The sequence below is a fragment of the Rossellomorea sp. DUT-2 genome (assembly GCF_052665285.1).
Genome location: NZ_JBQPEO010000001.1, coordinates 793,444 through 808,917, shown reverse-complemented (window position 1 = coordinate 808,917; position 15,474 = coordinate 793,444). Strand labels below are relative to the sequence as shown.

The following is a 15,474-nucleotide window of genomic DNA, read 5'->3' as shown; positions in this document are numbered from 1 at the left end:
TTTTCCAGGTAAATTAGGTTTTGGAGGCTTTTCTTTGATTACATTAATCAAAACTTTGTTGGTCAATATTACAATTTTATTTTCCTTTACGTATAATGCAAACGTATTATTTCCATTTAAAGAAAAACAAGTTCCACATTATAAACATAAAATCACTTACGGTCTTATCGCATCCTTTGGGGCTTTATTGTGTATGCTTTATCCGATTGAAACCCTTGGAGAAACTCATTTTGACTTACGAATGATCGCGATTTTAATTGCGACGATCTACGCCGGATTATTATCAGGATCGATCGTTTTAGGATGCGTGATCATCTTCCGCCATTTAATAGGTGGTCCATATGTAATGGTTGGAATAACGGTCTCCGTGCTGGCGTTTGTAATAGGCATTCTCTTTCGTAAGATGTTATTAAAGACACAATATAAATTACTGGGAAGTACAATCATCTTCCTGTTTCATTCATTGTTTTACATCATGATTATCTACAACTATATTCCTATTCTTCATTTGCCGTTTTATTTCACTTATTTCACTGTTTTCTATTTTACATTTGTGGCACTGGTGTTCATTATTGAACATTTGATTCGAACGAACAAACAGATTGAAGAAATGGTGTATCTCGATAAATTGAATATGGTGGGACAGATGGCGGCTTCTATTGCCCATGAGATTCGCAACCCCCTTGCAACCGTTAGAGGATTCATACAGCATCTAAGCGAGGATACTGAGGATGAACAGTTTAAAAGGTACTCCCCTCTTATTCTGAATGAATTAGATCGTACGAATAAAATCATCACAGACTACCTAAGCGTAGCAAGACCAAGTGAATTTCAGCTGTCTACACTCAACCTGGAAAGAGTGCTTCAGGACTGTGTCGACTTACTAAGACCATTCGCCTCCTATTCGAATACATCGATACTATTCCACCAAAATGGCACCCATTATATTAAGGGTGATGAGCATCATATGAAGCAAGCGATTATGAACGTCATAAAGAACGGAATTGAATCAATTGAGGAACGTGGGGAAATCACCATCTTTTTAAAAGAAGACTCTACCAGGGACAATGTGGTCATCAATATTTCAGACACGGGAAAAGGGATGACTGGGGATGAGCTGAAAAAGATCGGTTTACCCTTTTACACAACGAAAACAAAGGGCACCGGCCTTGGGAGCATGGTAACGAATAAAATCATTCGTGAAATGGGTGGAATGATTGAATACGAAAGTGAGTTGAATAAGGGTACTGTCGTGAAAATTCGACTACCCCTCACAACCAAACAATAATCATCACCAAAAGCTTAGGAGATTTTATCCTGGGCTTTTTTCTTGGAATAATCCCATCGCTGTTAATCTATGATACACTTACTTTATCAATATTTTCCAGGGCACTATAACCTGGAGGGAGGCTAATACGATGAGCAAAAGATCGACAATCCTGTTTTTAATAGGTCTAATCATAACACTATGCATCATAACCATTCTCAATAAGCCCACAGAAAAAGATTTTACCCTTTGGCTGCAAGAGGAATATAATATTGACTGCAATGAAGACTGCTCTATCATTGAAATGGATAGTGGCGAGGGGAACATTACAGAGAGGATTAAGCTAGCAAACGGTGATGGAGCCTATACTTCTGGATTATTTACATTACGAATAAATAGACACTACATAAGCCTAAATGACCCAAACCGCATATTTAGAGTAGGAGTGATTGGCTTTAATGGAAGATTCTACGAAATAAATTCAGACAGATTAAGTCTTTTAGGGAATAGGGAACGAACAAGGAATGACTAAAGTTTACATAATAATATTATAGAAAATTATATATGCAACACTAAACCCGACTCTACTGCAGAGCCGGGTTTTCTTTGTCTAATCTAAAAACCTCAGCAAATCTCCATATATAATATCATCAGACATGCCTAACTCTTTTCTTACAGTTTCTTTAAACGGCTCACATAATGATTCAGAAGTTGATGCTTCACTGCTCTTATCATAGCAAACATTGTCTTTAAAGACGTACTTTTCAGTTACAAAGTCACCATCCCTGAAAATGACTGGATGGTCTTCTTTTCGAGTGAACAGATTATGTCCAAATGAAAGATTATCCGTCGTTTTAATCCCCAATAAATGGAGAATGGTTGGACGAATATCAATTTCTCCTCCTATCGATTTGATCGTTTTTCCATCTTCACCAGGCACATGGATAATGAGTGGAACTTGTTGAAGTTTCACATGATTCACCGGAGTGTCTTCCTGCCCTAAAAGCTCAAAAACTCCATTTTCATATTTTTCTGAGATCCCATAATGGTCTCCATATAGTACAAAAATAGTATTTTCGTACATTCCATTTTTCTTAAGCCTGTCAAACAATGATTTAATCGCTTCATCCTCATAACGTACGGTTGTTACGTAACGGTTCACAACATCTTCTTTTGTTGAAGCCTCTGGTATAAGTTTATCCTCTTCTTCTAATAAAAATGGAAAGTGATTGGTTAGCGTAATGAAACGTGTGTAAAACGGTTGGGGTAATTTCTCAAGATAAGAAATGGATTGTTGGAAAAACGGGATATCCTTTAATCCGTAGTTAACAGAGTTTTCTTCCGTTACATTGAAGTCTCTCTTCGAAAAATACCGATCGTAGCCTAACGATTTGTACATTATTTCACGATTCCAAAAAGTACGATCATTTCCATGGAAAACGGCCGCATAATAATCTTCTTTCTTTTTCAAAATATGGGGCATGCTTTTATAATGGTTATCCGGTTTGCGAACAAATGCTGAACCGCTTGCCAGTGGATATAACCCTGTATCGATCATGAATTCAGAATCTGAGGTTTTCCCTTGAGCTGTCTGATCATAAATTTGATTAAAATAAAAACTATCCTTGATTAAAGAATTTAAAAAAGGTGTGATTTCTTCTCCGCCGACTTTTTGGTTGATGACAAAATTTTGGGTGGATTCCATACTGATCAATACAACATTTTTTCCGTCGGCAACACCGAACAAATCTGAGTTGTTATGTTTCTTGGATTGTGTATATTTAATGGATGCTTCCGTGTCTGATTTACTGGCAAGCATCTTGGTGAAAGGTACCGTAGATTCGACCCCGATATCAAATAGGTGATAATTGTATGGACCCACTGATTTGACCATTTGCTCTCTGTCATATGATTCAGCAAATAAATATGGTGATTTCACCAGCCCTAATCCTACTGTAACGAGCAGTAACAATAGACTCAACCCGATATATGAAAGCTTCCACCTCCTTGAAACCTCAATGGAAGAGGTAGCCGTCCACTTTCTCTTTAATAACCACCCGATAAGAAGGAAATCTACAATTAAGAGGAGATCCCAGGGACTCATTAGTTCAAAGGTACTTGGTCCAATCCCCCCTACATTTTTAAACTGAAATAAAATCGGAACAGTAACAAAATCAGAGTAAAATCGAAAATATAATAGATCACCGTATAAAAGCCCGGTTGCAATCCCCATAACTAGGACGACAACAGCAGGTTTTATCTTCTTAGAGAAGTAAAAACTGAATCCAATTAATAGCATTAACGAACCAAGAGGATTGAATATGATGAGTAATAAGTCCAAAAAGGATTCGATACGTAAATTAAATCCAATAAAAGAAACCAACACGGTCTTTAACCATAAGGTTACGAGTGCAAACCCAATCAATTTGTATGTCTTGAAGCGAGAGATAAAACGGGATATCTTACTCATTTCACAACCCTTGAATCGACATTGCTTTGATATTCTCTGTTGAGTATTTTCATTGCTTCCAAAACCTTTCGTTCGTTTTGTCTTCCCATAAGTGCTACCTGCACCCAATTCCTCTTTACTAAATAATCACTTTCGTAGCTTAATAAAATACCTTTATCTTTACAAACATCACCAAACTGTCTACTACACTGTTCCCTCTCCAATGCCATTGTAATCACTCCTGGAGAATAGTTTTCATTCCCTAGTATATGAAATCCTCCTTGAGTTAACAGATATCTTACTCTCAGAGCTATTTTTTCATGAACTTCATATTCAATAAAATGCAGTGCCTCCTTTAGGGCCATTACCAGATTTGATGAGTGGGTATACGGGATGCTTCCATTGACCTCGTACATTCCCATATCCAGGTACCTTGGAATTGACGGACTGGGCTGTATTTTTTCTCGATGAAATACAATGGCGAGGCCGGGATAAGAGCCTAATCCCTTCCCACTGACCGTTGTGGCAAAGTACACTTCCTTAAAGTCCACTGGAATGGTCCCAACCGAACTACAGGCATCGACGCATAGCTCCACCCCATACCTTTTACACAGACAAAGTAGCCCGTTCAGGTCATACAAGTAGCCTGTCGACGTTTCACAATGAACCGTCCATAGCCATTTTATGTTCTGATTTTCCTGGAGTAAACTTTCCACTTCGCCTAATGAAATAGCTTCATTCCAATCTTTTTCTAGCCTATAATAATGTAAATCAAACCTGTTTGCATGATCAATCAACCGGTACCCAAATTCTCCGTTTGCGAGAATCAGGCCGCTACCTGACAGACATTTCAGCTGAGCTGCAACCATGTCATTAGATAGGGTGCCCGTTCCCACTGCAACTTCTGCATAGTTTGAGTTTGTCATCTCGCATAATGATCTTCTAACTTCTCCCATTTCAAGAATAAACGAGCTGCTTCTATGAGAAACGGCATCTCCTTTGAAAGCTTTTTCTACCTTTTCATGACGTGGAACCGGTCCTGGAAGGAATGAAAGGGGAACTGAACTTTCTGTTTTGCGAATCATTAATCGCTGAAAGGCTTTCGTGGAATTTTCGAAGCTCTCACGGGTTAAATACATTGGCTGAAATTTGGCCCCTTCCTCCCCCACGAGATCGGCAAATGGCTGAAAACCGATTCGTTTATATAGCTTTAGCTGACGAACGGTTCCTGAAATGAGAGCCATCGTATATCCTTTCTCCAAACAATAAGATACTAAACGCTCACATAATTGATAAAAAACCCTCGTACTTCTGTATGCTTCTTTTACAGATAATAAGCGAATTTCACAAGGAACGGCACCAGCCGGTAAATATTCATTAAGGTTTTTCAGTTTTAAATCCAAAGAGAAGGGACGCTTGGCACGAACCGCTATCATGCCAACGACTTCACTTTCATCTTTAGCAATAACATATGTATTTTCATCGTGAAACTTATCAATCAGTTTGCGTTCTGGATTTCCTTCGTGCTGAGGTATTTCTTCTACAAAGGTCTGATAATTCAATGTATAGATTTGTTGAAACTCATATGATTCACTTGCAATTTTATATTGAAGAGAAAGGTTCTCCATTCTCGTACCTCCTATGTATCCGCAGATTGCTTAAGCTATCGTTTATGGACCAACAGTACCATCACAAAAAGTGACAATAATCCGATAAAAATGGTGAATGAATCCTCAATCACATATGCCGTAATCGGAATGGTTGCCATTGAAAGAAAACCGGCAATGGTGTATTTTCTCAAAATCATATATGAGATTCCCATAGTGATGGCGAAAATCCCAATGGTAAGGGGATTAAGAAATAATGCAGATGCTAAATAAGCAACTACTCCCTTTCCACCATGTAGTCCAAGCTGGATTGGAAAGAGATGTCCGATCATGACAAATATAGAACTGAGTACGTAGTAATTCTCACCTTCAGCCAATTGTGCCGTGATCACTAATGCAAGAATCACTTTCCCGGCATCTATCAGCAGCGTCAGAAGAAAACCTTTTTTCCCTATAGCTCGACCTGCATTCGTTGCTCCGACATTCCCGCTTCCCAGTTTACGAATATCTTCACCGGTAAACATTCTCACTATATAATAAGCACCTGTTATACTTCCCAGACCGTAAGAAACCAAAATGATACTACTTATGATTATACTATTACTCATCATTCCTGCACCTGACTTTTCTTATATGTTAATAGACGGATTGAGACCCAGGAAAGTTTCATGTATTTATATTTCCTCCACTTTTCCTATTTTTAATGAAATAAAAAGGTATATAAAGAAGGCTGAATAATATAAGGGCGACACCTTCAAGAGCCAGGAGGTAGTACGGATACTCGCCTAAATAGTCTATGGGACTTGCATTATAAGGTTTATGAGAAAGAAACATATAATTTGCTCCTACCAATCTGTTCACCATGAACACGATGACCGCAATCAGATTTAAAGCAATGAATGCCCTCACCATAGACCGGAACGTCAATGTGAAGCCTTCGATCCATACCATGTACAAACAGGATATTACAATCGCCAAATGTGCTAAGAAAAACTGAAAATAACGAAAATGGGGAAAACCAAAAAACAACTCAGGTGTCACGATGGCAATAAAGGCACCTGTCATACTGGCAAAAAAACTGATTTCAAAGATCCTATAGTTTTTCGTAATAAGCATGACCGTGCACAGATACAATGAGATGGAACATAATTGAAACGGCAAATTAATGGCTACATCCCATTGATCATTGATAAAGTACCAAACCTGAAATAATGCTTCACTCAAAACCAGCAGCACCACGAGAAGCCATTTCAACACACCCTTACCACTGCCGCTTAGTCGATCTCTAAACACATACAAACCGATCATACATCCAAACGAAATGATCACTGCTATCACATGAGATACCGAAAACAACTCAAAAGGATACTCCTCATACCTAAAATTCATAAACTCCTTCACCAAATCCACAACTCCCCTTCGAACACCAATCTATACTATATTCTCTTAATGGTTCATCAATTCCTTTAAGGGACGGACCTCCCCAAAGATACCTCCCAATCATTGCCCTTAACTCAACCTAAACATTCCTTTCTCCATATTCCCTTTCTCTAAATCCTAAACCACAGAACAAAAAAATCCCTGTTAAGAATCCATCAGATTCCTTAACAGAGATTTCTCCATTCTATAACTCTTATTCCATTGTAATTCGATTTCCGCCACTTCGCTTTGAATCATACATATTCCGGTCTGCACGCTGAATCGTAGACTTAAAGTCATCCACTTCATTACCAGAGGAGACACTCACGCCAATGCTCACTCCCACTATCAGTTCGTTTGCGCCATCAAATACAACAGGTACCGAAAAAGCCCCTAATACTGTTTCAGCCAACATTTTAACCGTATTTGCATTTTCATTTTTTATTAGAAGCACAAATTCATCTCCTGAGATCCGGTAGCATGCAACAGGATATTCTTGTTTCAATGAGGTTAAACGTTTACCTATCTCCTTTAACACATAATCACCAACTGAGTGACCATAGGTGTCATTGATCCCTTTAAAGTGATCGATATCCAGGAACAACAATGCGTAGTCTATCGTCTTTGTGTACAAGTCTTTTAGGTCCTCATTTAACGCTTTTCTATTTTTTAATTGAGTTAGCTCGTCGGTTCTTAGTAGCTTCTGAATTTCAAGATGTGATTCCATCCGGATATACTCTGTGTTCATCCACTCGCTACCCAAATTTAATAAATCTTCGTTCAGTTTCAAGTGTTGGTGAAGCAAGGAATCTTCTTCACATGAATCATCAATGAAGAAGAAACATCCTTTTGATACCCCATTATCGACTATTGGCAGAAGATGAACTTGAGTGTCATTAATCTCAAGGGTCCCTTTACGACTGGAAACCGTTAAATAGGTATGTATTTCCCTTTGAAGTTCCTGATTCAAGAACGATGAAAGGTCTTCTTCACCGGCTATAGGAAGAAACTGATTTTTCTTCCTATAGAACATGCCTAGTAAACGGGTTTTTAATAGACGCGAAAAGGTATCAAGCAATTGTTGCTGCTTCTCTTCTAATGATTGAGTTGAAGTGAAAATGGAATACAACTTCTTTAAATAGGTTTCCCGACTTTCTTTTAACGTCATTTCTTCTTGAAGCTCTATTTCGGTTGTTACCCACTTCCCGAAGCTTCTAAGGAGATCCAATTCTTTACAAGAAAAAGTTCTTGGAGCGTGTCCGACAATGCAGAGTGTCCCAATCACATGTCCTGATTTCACTTTTAATCCGACGCCCGCATAGAATCGTATTCCATACTTTTCTCCATAATGGTACGTTGGTGATTCAACATGCTTTAAAGTGTCCTCGACTACAAAATAATCTTTATCTACAATGACATACTGACATAATGACTCGCGTACCGGCGATCGACTTACCGCATCCGATTCCCCTGGTAACCCTATCCCCACAGAAGATTTAAACAACTGTTCTTTATCCGTCATTAGATTGATCTGGCACACATCAACCTGGAATACTTCTTTCACGAGCCGGGTTATTCGGTCGTAGCGTTCTTCCCTCCCACATTGGTAAATGTTCATGCACGTAAGCTCGTTCACACGTTCAACATTATCTAAATAGCTATCATCCAAAGAATCTCCCATATTTCCACTCCCTTTTCTGTAGGATTGAATATATTATTATGTAAACCTTTAATATCGTAATCTAGTCTGTGAATATCATGCATTCACAAAAAAAGCTCCCATCTCGATAAGGAAATGGGAAACATCTGTTTTTTATTGAACCTTGCGTAATGGCACACCCTGGTTCTTATAAATAAAATCAAGTGCCAGTCGATTAAATTCCCTTGGCTTTTCTACATTACAAACATGTCCGCAATCTTCAATGAACACTTTCGTAGCAGAGGGGTCTCCTTTTGTATCCTGATCGAGAGACTTTACGAATAGGTGATCTTCTTTCCCGGATATGTAAAGCTTGGGAATATGAGAAGCCTTTTCTTGTACAGAAGTGTATGTTGATTTCACATAAGGGGTAAGGCGATACCACCCGAGAAAATCATTACGGTTCATTTTCTTTGCTTCACGGATGAATAACTTTCGTGAAACTCTGTGATTGCTTTTAGGCATCATAATATAGGCAAAAATTTTATATAACCACATAAATGGAATCATATTTTTTACTGTATCACCAATTTTAAGAAGTGTATTGGATAGTAAATTAAACCTGGTAATACACCCTCCTAAAACTGCACTTTTCACGCGATTTGGAGCAGTTTGAAGCAAAGCGTGTATGAGAACCGAGCCAAGAGAAATGCCGATAAAATGAGCCCGTTCCACATTAAGGTGATCAAGTACCTTAAGAACTTCACGTATATTTAGATCAATGGTGAATTTTTTATTATATGATTCTATATTTGGGGACTCTCCATGCCCGGGCAAATGAATCGTTATTACATTATAAGATTTCTTGAATATATCGAGCTGCTTGCCGAAAATTCTTGAGTTTCCACCGATTCCATGGAGAAACACCACATACTCTTTGCCGACTCCTTGATGAACGTTGTATTCTAGCATCAATTCTCTCCTTAAAACAGCACAACCTACCAAAAGAATGAAATGAATCAGGCCAATTATTTGAGAGTCGTTTTACTTCTATTAACTATCATTAATGTAAAAATCGATTTTCAAAACAATTGCATGATGCACTCTATGCTCTTGAAGCCTTACCTTAATTATCTATTATTCTATACTATCTGAAGTTGCTTTGTCATATAATAGCTGAAGAAATTCCGAACATTTTGTGATGAATGGGAGACTGCCTGCCAATTTTAGAAATCCCTTACATTTTCCGCACTGCTATCATCATGGTTTTCAGACTTGTAACAAGAGCTTATACCTCCTTTACCATCATGATATCTTTCGTAAGCTCACTTAAACCCAATTCCTTTTGGATGTCCTTTTCAGGAATATCTGAAGAATGAAATGTAATCGTTATGGCTCCCATTGACCTTGCCTCGTTCATTAACACATTAATCATTTTACCCTTATGAGTCTTGAATTCTTGTAAAATTCCAAATGACAATACTTCACTATACTTTGTATCATCACGTAATGTTATTCCCATGACGCCAATCATTTGTTCCTCGTTAAAAAACGCAATGGAAAAGTCAAAATCAACGGAAGAATAGTATTCTTCCATCATTTTGATTTGGGCTTCATTCACTTCATCATTTTCCTCCATAATGGAACGCCAATCTTCAAATATAAACTCATTGGAGATCTCCCATGAGAACTCAATATCTTCTTTACTTCCTACATTCGTTAGATATCTGCCAATTAATTCGGATTCATTCGTGATTTCAAATCCCATTTTTTCAAAATAAAGAATCTGATTCTCCCACTGTTCACGAAAACGTTGAGCCAATATCTTACCTCCGTACTCATCGCTTACAGCAAAACCGTACACCCGCTCAAATAATTCATCCTGAATCCCTTCATACCCTGATAAGACCCAAGGGTAACCAAGAGAGACAAAATCACCTCTCCCTGTAAAGCTCATGTATCCAACAAGATCATCACCATCATAGGCAAAGCAACGTGACCTCGGGTCAAATTCGTTTTGTTCTTTAAACATTAATGGGGACATAGTCGGCTTCCAGGCAAAGGGAAGTGTAGAGGTTATTTTTCTCCAGAAATCATATTGAAGAGCTAAATCGTTTTCACCTTGAAAATATTTATATGTAATGGACATTTTATCTCTCACTTTCCATTTGGATTTTACATTGCACACGTTTTCCTTATTAACAGTGTAACTTATGAACAAATTCACTCACAAGAAAATAAAAGATCCAAACCTAAATTGAAGGGTTGGATACATTAACATACATATGTCATACTACCGCACTAAATAAAATGCCGATACCACGCCAGCGAACTTATACCTTACTGCATTTTTAACCCGATTTTTTATTAAATCGATGTTCAGCAGCGTAATCATTCCAATTAGAAAAATAAAAAGAAGCTTCGAAACCATATCCACATACCTCCCAATCAGATTTCATTCCTTCAAGTCCTCACGACTCTTCTGCTGTGGTGGCTGCTCCAACCATCCACGTTCAACTAACAGCTTAAGGCCATCTGCACCATATTTCATGATTTCTGTCACAAAAAGTGTATAATGAACGGCTAAATCCTTCCTTGTAGACATCGTGATGGCGTGACAAAGTGTTGACAGCCCCACTGAGTTTGAAGACGAGATAAAAAAAAGCATCAATTTCTCTGAAAATGGGGCCACATTTGAATCTGTTACCTCCATGGATACCGGATAAGTGGGAAATGAATCATCTTTTACCAGCACATTATTAAAAGTGGTAATCTGCTTTTCACTTAATTTTTTTCCTTTTTTTAGATAATTCTTCACTTCGATATCTTTAGAAACTTGTATAAATCCTTTCAATAAAATAATTCCAATGCAATTCCTCTCAATTACAAAGAATAATTCACTCAATTCCAATGCATTAAGTGGCCTTGTTTCACCTAACCAGCTCTCCAACAAAGTCGGCTGCTCTGAAATGTATTCTATAGAATGGGGATAATTCATTTTTGGTGGACGATCATAGATCCCTTTTTCCAACATTAATTGCAATGATTGTTTATATAGTGATAATGATTTCGTCAGCACTTTTTCAAAAAGGTCATATACATCTTTACGGGCAACGGCCCCCACTATAGTAGTGTAATGACCGCTCGTGACCTGACCTCCGCGGTAAACAAAACTAAGAGCGAATAAATCAGTATATAAGGGTGGTGCGGTTGTATCTATGTCCCTGTCAGTGAAGCCATTTGGTACAGGAAATCCTTCAGACATAAAGAGAGTCTTAATCTTACTCATTATCTCTACGTTTGTCTGTAGACTTTCTTCGATGATGAATTTGATTCCTTCGTCTTTCAAGTATGTAAGGAAATGGGTGTAAAAGCAATTTAGCGCCGAGCACTTAATATATGTCGTCCACAAAGCGGAAATTTCTGCGGTAGTCAATCTTATGTCTTTGTCCTCCATCTTTCGACTCCTTTTCTTTTTCTCTTAGTGTTTTCCTAATCTTGTAAATTATTCTGGGTGATTTATGGTAAATGAAAAGAGCTGCCTGTGATCGGCAGCTCTCTTTCTTATCTGTTCTTATATTCATATTTCACAAATAACGGAAGAAATAGTGAAATAACCATAGCCAATAATACGATTACACCAAACGTGAGCGGCTTTGATAAACCCTGTTCGGGTGCAATCATTAATCCGAATACAACCGCTGGAACAATGATGAGAAAAGAAACAATAAATTTCGAGGTGAAATTAATCGTATGTTTTTTACCACATTCACTGCATACAATAGGTTTATAAGACCTCCAAATGGAGAATAATAACTCTTTCCATTGAAACTGATTCTTGCATACATTACACTTCTGCAAGGCATTTCCCCCCATGTAATTTATCTACTCTTTTCTCTAGTTTACCATTATAAGTCTGTCAGGAATAGATGTTACTGAGGTCCGTCCCTCGTATTTACTGCTAGGGGCTCCAAAATCACACCCCATCACCAATATTTCCAGTGCAGTTTTGTGAATTTTTTCACATATTTAACCAAATTTTAAATTCAACACCAATATTACTTTTTTTTACATGATACATTCCATGACAGGATTCCTTCTTCCACCTCTACAACACTGCCATGGTTCTCACAAGACTCAATCGTTTTTTTTAAACCCATTTTATCGAGCAGTATGATGGTGATCACCATCAAGATGGTTAGGATTAAGAGCAAAGACTTCCGTTTCCCTGTCATACATTAAAAACCCCTTTAAAAGCGTTTGATACACCAATTATAGTAAATTATACCATGTTCAACCAATTAGATACCTTGGTTATGGATATTCCCCTCAAAAATAAGAATTCATGCAGGATTTTTCAACTTTCATTCGAACTATGTACTATAACACTAAATCATAAGGGGTAACTAAATTGATACAATCATTTAAACTAAACGTTCAAACGATGGGTCAGAGGATGCCGGTTTACATTTTTCGAGTCGACGATATCCTTATTGATACAGGACCTTACAGTATGAAAAACGAAGTGCGGAAAATTGTAAAAGAGCTTCCTATCCAACAAGTGATTCATACTCATCATCATGAGGATCACACGGGTAACAGTTCATGGATCGAAAGGTTTTACTCCATTCCTCAATGGATTCATCCGTTAGGGGTACAAAAGTGCTCTCACAGCACTAAACTGCCTTTTTACAGAGCTATGTTCTGGCATAACCGCCAGGCATTTCACCCGCTTCCCCTTGAAGAAGACGTATTTAAAACGGACGGGCATTCGTTTCAAATTGTTCATACACCGGGGCACGCTGATGATCACATCGTTCTCATAGATGAGGAAAAGGGCATTTGCTTTTCAGGGGATTTATACTTATTCCATTCTCCTACATCTAATTTTTCATTTGAATCTGTACCAGAGCTCATTCGATCAATTGACAGAACCCTGCAGTATTCCTTTCAAGAAGTGTATTGTTCACATCAAGGATACTTGAAGCAAGGAAGAAAGCTTTTAGAGAAGAAACTAGCCTATCTTCAGAACCTTCAAGAAGCCGTTATGAAAGCACACCTGGAGGGAAAAACGGCTAAAGAAATTCGAAAACATCTGCTTCCCAAAAACAAACTTTTTCAATATATCTCACTTTTCGAAAACTCACCAGAACATACAGTCAAATCTATCATCAAAGATATATCATAAACAGAAGGTCCGTCCCTCAAAATAGGGTCGGACCTTCTGTTTACTGATTTCCGAGGCGGTTGAGGCTTCGTTTGTATTCCAGTTGACAAATGATATCCAGGATTCTTGTTCCTATGAATTGGCAGACTAAGGCAAAAAGAATGATTTTTAAATCTACTACGATTCCTGTTAATAGTAGCACACTGCCATTAATGACGAATAAAGTCTTCCCTGGGGTGTACCCTTTCAGCTTTGAAATAATAAGTGCTAAAATGTCCATCCCACCAGAGGATGCTCCCATTCTGAACAGGATCCCTATCCCGATTCCGAAAAGGATGCTGCCAATCAATAAATCTACGAAAACAATTGAGACCGTCCCGATTAGATAAGAATTTAAGAAATTAACTACAAACGACGTGACTGTCACACAATACATGGTCCAAAGTGCATTCTCTTTTCCTAACCATTTAACCGCAGCTAGTAAAAGAGCAGCATTCAACACCCATAGCGTAATGGCAAATGGGACATGCAGCAAATAGTTTAATAGCACACTTACACTTGCAGCCCCACCTGAAGGGATGAAATGTGGAAACAAAAACATAGCCATGGCCAATCCTTGTATGCTTGCTGCTATACCTAAAATAGTACCCTTTCTTACTACATTCATTTGTACATTGCTCCCGATTCTGTAAAGGACTCTATTTCATAGTCTAGTAGCAATACACTTCTTCTGCAACAAAGAAATGAGATTGGTTTCCTCATCTATAATTTCAGTCGGGAATGATTCCTTCATTCATCTTGCTTTCATGTTCAATCAACCATTTCTTCCTGTTAAGACCACCTGCATAGCCGGCAAGATCTCCATTCGCTCTTATCACCCGATGACAAGGAATGATGATGGCAAGCTGATTACACCCATTGGCCCTTGCGACTGCTCGAACAGCTGCTGGATTGGAAATATTTTCAGCAATCTCAGTGTAGGATCTGGTTTGTCCATAGGGTATCCTTTGCAATTCTCTCCAAACTTTTTGTTGGAAAGGAGTTCCGATGATTTTTAAATTAGTTTGGAAACTTGATAAAGTGCCCTCAAAATAGGCGTTCAATTCCTTTTCGATGAATTTTAGTGGCTCTGTAGAACCGGGGACGATTGCTGCCTTTGTTTTCTCCCTCAGTCTCTCCACTTCTTTCTCCAGACCCCGACGATCAACAAACTCCAGCAGGTATAAAGCCTCTTCGTCTGAAATTCCAATCATCGGTCCAAGTTTCGTATCAATCCAAGCTGCTTTAAGTATGTGTTGTTGATGAGACAAAGCTGGTGCCGTTCCCATAATTCTTGAAAAAGCATCTCTGAATCCGCTGCTTGATTCATATCCCGTTGAAAGTTGAGCATCCATCACCATCGACCCTGATCGGATGTGCTTCATGGCAATCCCCATCCTTCGGGCTCTGGCATATTCTACAAAGGTCATACCGAACCGCCTCTTAAAATGACGCCGTGCAGTAGATGCATCTATGGATAGCTCCTGAAAATCCTTATTCTTCCAACGTTTTTCTGGATTTTCTTCCACAGCCTCTACCAGCATCTTTACAACATCTGAGATACTATTGGGGTGCGATAAGGGCTGACATCTTTTACAGGGTCGAAACGATGCCAGAAGGGCTTGTTGAGCTGTTCCATAGAATTCACAGTTCTCAAATTTAGGCTTTCTAGCCGGACAAGTCGGGCGACAAAACACACCTGTCGTTTTAACCCCTACATAAAAAACCCCTTCGTATTCCGATCTTCTTTCCACTAACGCTTGATAATACTCCCTTTGTAGTTCGGCTGAAATCATCCTCATTCCTCCACTGTTTCATTCTTACTTTATTATAACCCCAATAAAAAAACGATGCCGCCGAAAATCAGGCATCGATTTTCATTAGAAT

The 15,474-nt window shown here is 38.4% G+C and carries 15 protein-coding genes; 3 read left to right on the top strand and 12 right to left on the bottom strand.

The window, feature by feature from the left end:
• The first annotated feature begins 34 nt into the window (after window positions 1-34).
• Complete coding sequence (locus ACOSV2_RS04035; RefSeq protein ID WP_428974007.1) at window positions 35-1,288, top strand: ATP-binding protein; 1,254 nt, start codon at window positions 35-37, stop codon at window positions 1,286-1,288.
• A 130-nt stretch (window positions 1,289-1,418) separates the two neighbouring features.
• Entirely contained in the window at window positions 1,419-1,799 is a 381-nt protein-coding gene (locus ACOSV2_RS04030; RefSeq protein ID WP_428974006.1) for a hypothetical protein, read from the top strand.
• Window positions 1,800-1,877: 78 nt separating this feature from the next.
• On the opposite strand, the gene ACOSV2_RS04025 is transcribed toward ACOSV2_RS04030, so the two are convergent.
• The 10 genes from ACOSV2_RS04025 to ACOSV2_RS03980 form a co-directional block, all read right to left on the bottom strand.
• The gene (locus tag ACOSV2_RS04025; protein WP_428974005.1) at window positions 1,878-3,737 is read right to left on the bottom strand and encodes an LTA synthase family protein; all 1,860 of its coding nucleotides are present in this window, start codon (window positions 3,735-3,737) and stop codon (window positions 1,878-1,880) included.
• The gene (locus tag ACOSV2_RS04020) at window positions 3,734-5,344 is read right to left on the bottom strand and encodes an aminotransferase class V-fold PLP-dependent enzyme (RefSeq protein WP_428974004.1); all 1,611 of its coding nucleotides are present in this window, start codon (window positions 5,342-5,344) and stop codon (window positions 3,734-3,736) included. Before ACOSV2_RS04020 ends, ACOSV2_RS04025 begins: the two co-directional genes overlap by 4 nt.
• Window positions 5,345-5,379: 35 nt before the next feature.
• Window positions 5,380-5,931, bottom strand: coding sequence for a glycerol-3-phosphate acyltransferase (locus ACOSV2_RS04015; RefSeq protein WP_428974003.1), 552 nt, complete (start codon window positions 5,929-5,931; stop codon window positions 5,380-5,382).
• Between the two features lie 58 nt (window positions 5,932-5,989).
• On the bottom strand, window positions 5,990-6,712 hold the full coding sequence (locus ACOSV2_RS04010) for a YwaF family protein (RefSeq protein ID WP_428974002.1): 723 nt from the start codon (window positions 6,710-6,712) through the stop codon (window positions 5,990-5,992).
• Between the two features lie 244 nt (window positions 6,713-6,956).
• Window positions 6,957-8,423: a sensor domain-containing diguanylate cyclase gene (locus tag ACOSV2_RS04005; RefSeq protein ID WP_428974001.1), complete on the bottom strand. Its 1,467-nt coding sequence runs from the start codon at window positions 8,421-8,423 to the stop codon at window positions 6,957-6,959.
• Window positions 8,424-8,555: 132 nt separating this feature from the next.
• Window positions 8,556-9,353 (bottom strand): alpha/beta fold hydrolase, encoded by a 798-nt coding sequence (locus ACOSV2_RS04000; protein WP_428974000.1) that lies wholly within the window; start codon window positions 9,351-9,353, stop codon window positions 8,556-8,558.
• Window positions 9,354-9,669: 316 nt separating this feature from the next.
• A complete protein-coding gene (locus ACOSV2_RS03995) occupies window positions 9,670-10,530 on the bottom strand; it encodes a hypothetical protein (protein ID WP_428973999.1) in 861 nt (286 codons plus the stop codon).
• Between the two features lie 306 nt (window positions 10,531-10,836).
• Entirely contained in the window at window positions 10,837-11,838 is a 1,002-nt protein-coding gene (locus ACOSV2_RS03990; protein WP_428973998.1) for a DUF3231 family protein, read from the bottom strand.
• Window positions 11,839-11,945: 107 nt separating this feature from the next.
• Window positions 11,946-12,242 (bottom strand): TIGR04104 family putative zinc finger protein, encoded by a 297-nt coding sequence (locus ACOSV2_RS03985; RefSeq protein WP_428973997.1) that lies wholly within the window; start codon window positions 12,240-12,242, stop codon window positions 11,946-11,948.
• 197 nt (window positions 12,243-12,439) lie between these two features.
• Window positions 12,440-12,616, bottom strand: a complete 177-nt coding sequence (locus ACOSV2_RS03980) for a hypothetical protein (protein ID WP_428973996.1) — start codon at window positions 12,614-12,616, stop codon at window positions 12,440-12,442.
• Between the two features lie 176 nt (window positions 12,617-12,792).
• On the opposite strand from ACOSV2_RS03980, the gene ACOSV2_RS03975 reads away from it, so the two are divergent.
• Entirely contained in the window at window positions 12,793-13,569 is a 777-nt protein-coding gene (locus tag ACOSV2_RS03975; RefSeq protein ID WP_428973995.1) for an MBL fold metallo-hydrolase, read from the top strand.
• A 40-nt stretch (window positions 13,570-13,609) separates the two neighbouring features.
• Here the strand turns inward: ACOSV2_RS03975 and ACOSV2_RS03970 are convergent, their stop codons facing one another.
• The gene (locus ACOSV2_RS03970) at window positions 13,610-14,215 is read right to left on the bottom strand and encodes a YitT family protein (protein ID WP_428973994.1); all 606 of its coding nucleotides are present in this window, start codon (window positions 14,213-14,215) and stop codon (window positions 13,610-13,612) included.
• Between the two features lie 103 nt (window positions 14,216-14,318).
• Complete coding sequence (locus ACOSV2_RS03965; RefSeq protein WP_428973993.1) at window positions 14,319-15,383, bottom strand: bifunctional transcriptional activator/DNA repair enzyme AdaA; 1,065 nt, start codon at window positions 15,381-15,383, stop codon at window positions 14,319-14,321.
• Between the last annotated feature and the right edge of the window lie 91 nt (window positions 15,384-15,474).

Bases quoted from the DNA above. Each gene is read 5' to 3' on its own strand.
- ACOSV2_RS04030 (WP_428974006.1), top strand. From the start codon at position 1,419: ATGAGCAAAAGATCGACAATCCTGTTTTTAATAGGTCTAATCATAACA.
- ACOSV2_RS04025 (WP_428974005.1), bottom strand. From the start codon at position 3,737: ATGAGTAAGATATCCCGTTTTATCTCTCGCTTCAAGACATACAAATTG.
- ACOSV2_RS04020 (WP_428974004.1), bottom strand. From the start codon at position 5,344: ATGGAGAACCTTTCTCTTCAATATAAAATTGCAAGTGAATCATATGAG.
- ACOSV2_RS04015 (WP_428974003.1), bottom strand. From the start codon at position 5,931: ATGAGTAATAGTATAATCATAAGTAGTATCATTTTGGTTTCTTACGGT.
- ACOSV2_RS04010 (WP_428974002.1), bottom strand. From the start codon at position 6,712: ATGAATTTTAGGTATGAGGAGTATCCTTTTGAGTTGTTTTCGGTATCT.
- ACOSV2_RS04005 (WP_428974001.1), bottom strand. From the start codon at position 8,423: ATGGGAGATTCTTTGGATGATAGCTATTTAGATAATGTTGAACGTGTG.
- ACOSV2_RS04000 (WP_428974000.1), bottom strand. From the start codon at position 9,353: ATGCTAGAATACAACGTTCATCAAGGAGTCGGCAAAGAGTATGTGGTG.
- ACOSV2_RS03995 (WP_428973999.1), bottom strand. From the start codon at position 10,530: ATGTCCATTACATATAAATATTTTCAAGGTGAAAACGATTTAGCTCTT.
- ACOSV2_RS03990 (WP_428973998.1), bottom strand. From the start codon at position 11,838: ATGGAGGACAAAGACATAAGATTGACTACCGCAGAAATTTCCGCTTTG.
- ACOSV2_RS03980 (WP_428973996.1), bottom strand. From the start codon at position 12,616: ATGACAGGGAAACGGAAGTCTTTGCTCTTAATCCTAACCATCTTGATG.
- ACOSV2_RS03970 (WP_428973994.1), bottom strand. From the start codon at position 14,215: ATGAATGTAGTAAGAAAGGGTACTATTTTAGGTATAGCAGCAAGCATA.
- ACOSV2_RS03965 (WP_428973993.1), bottom strand. From the start codon at position 15,383: ATGATTTCAGCCGAACTACAAAGGGAGTATTATCAAGCGTTAGTGGAA.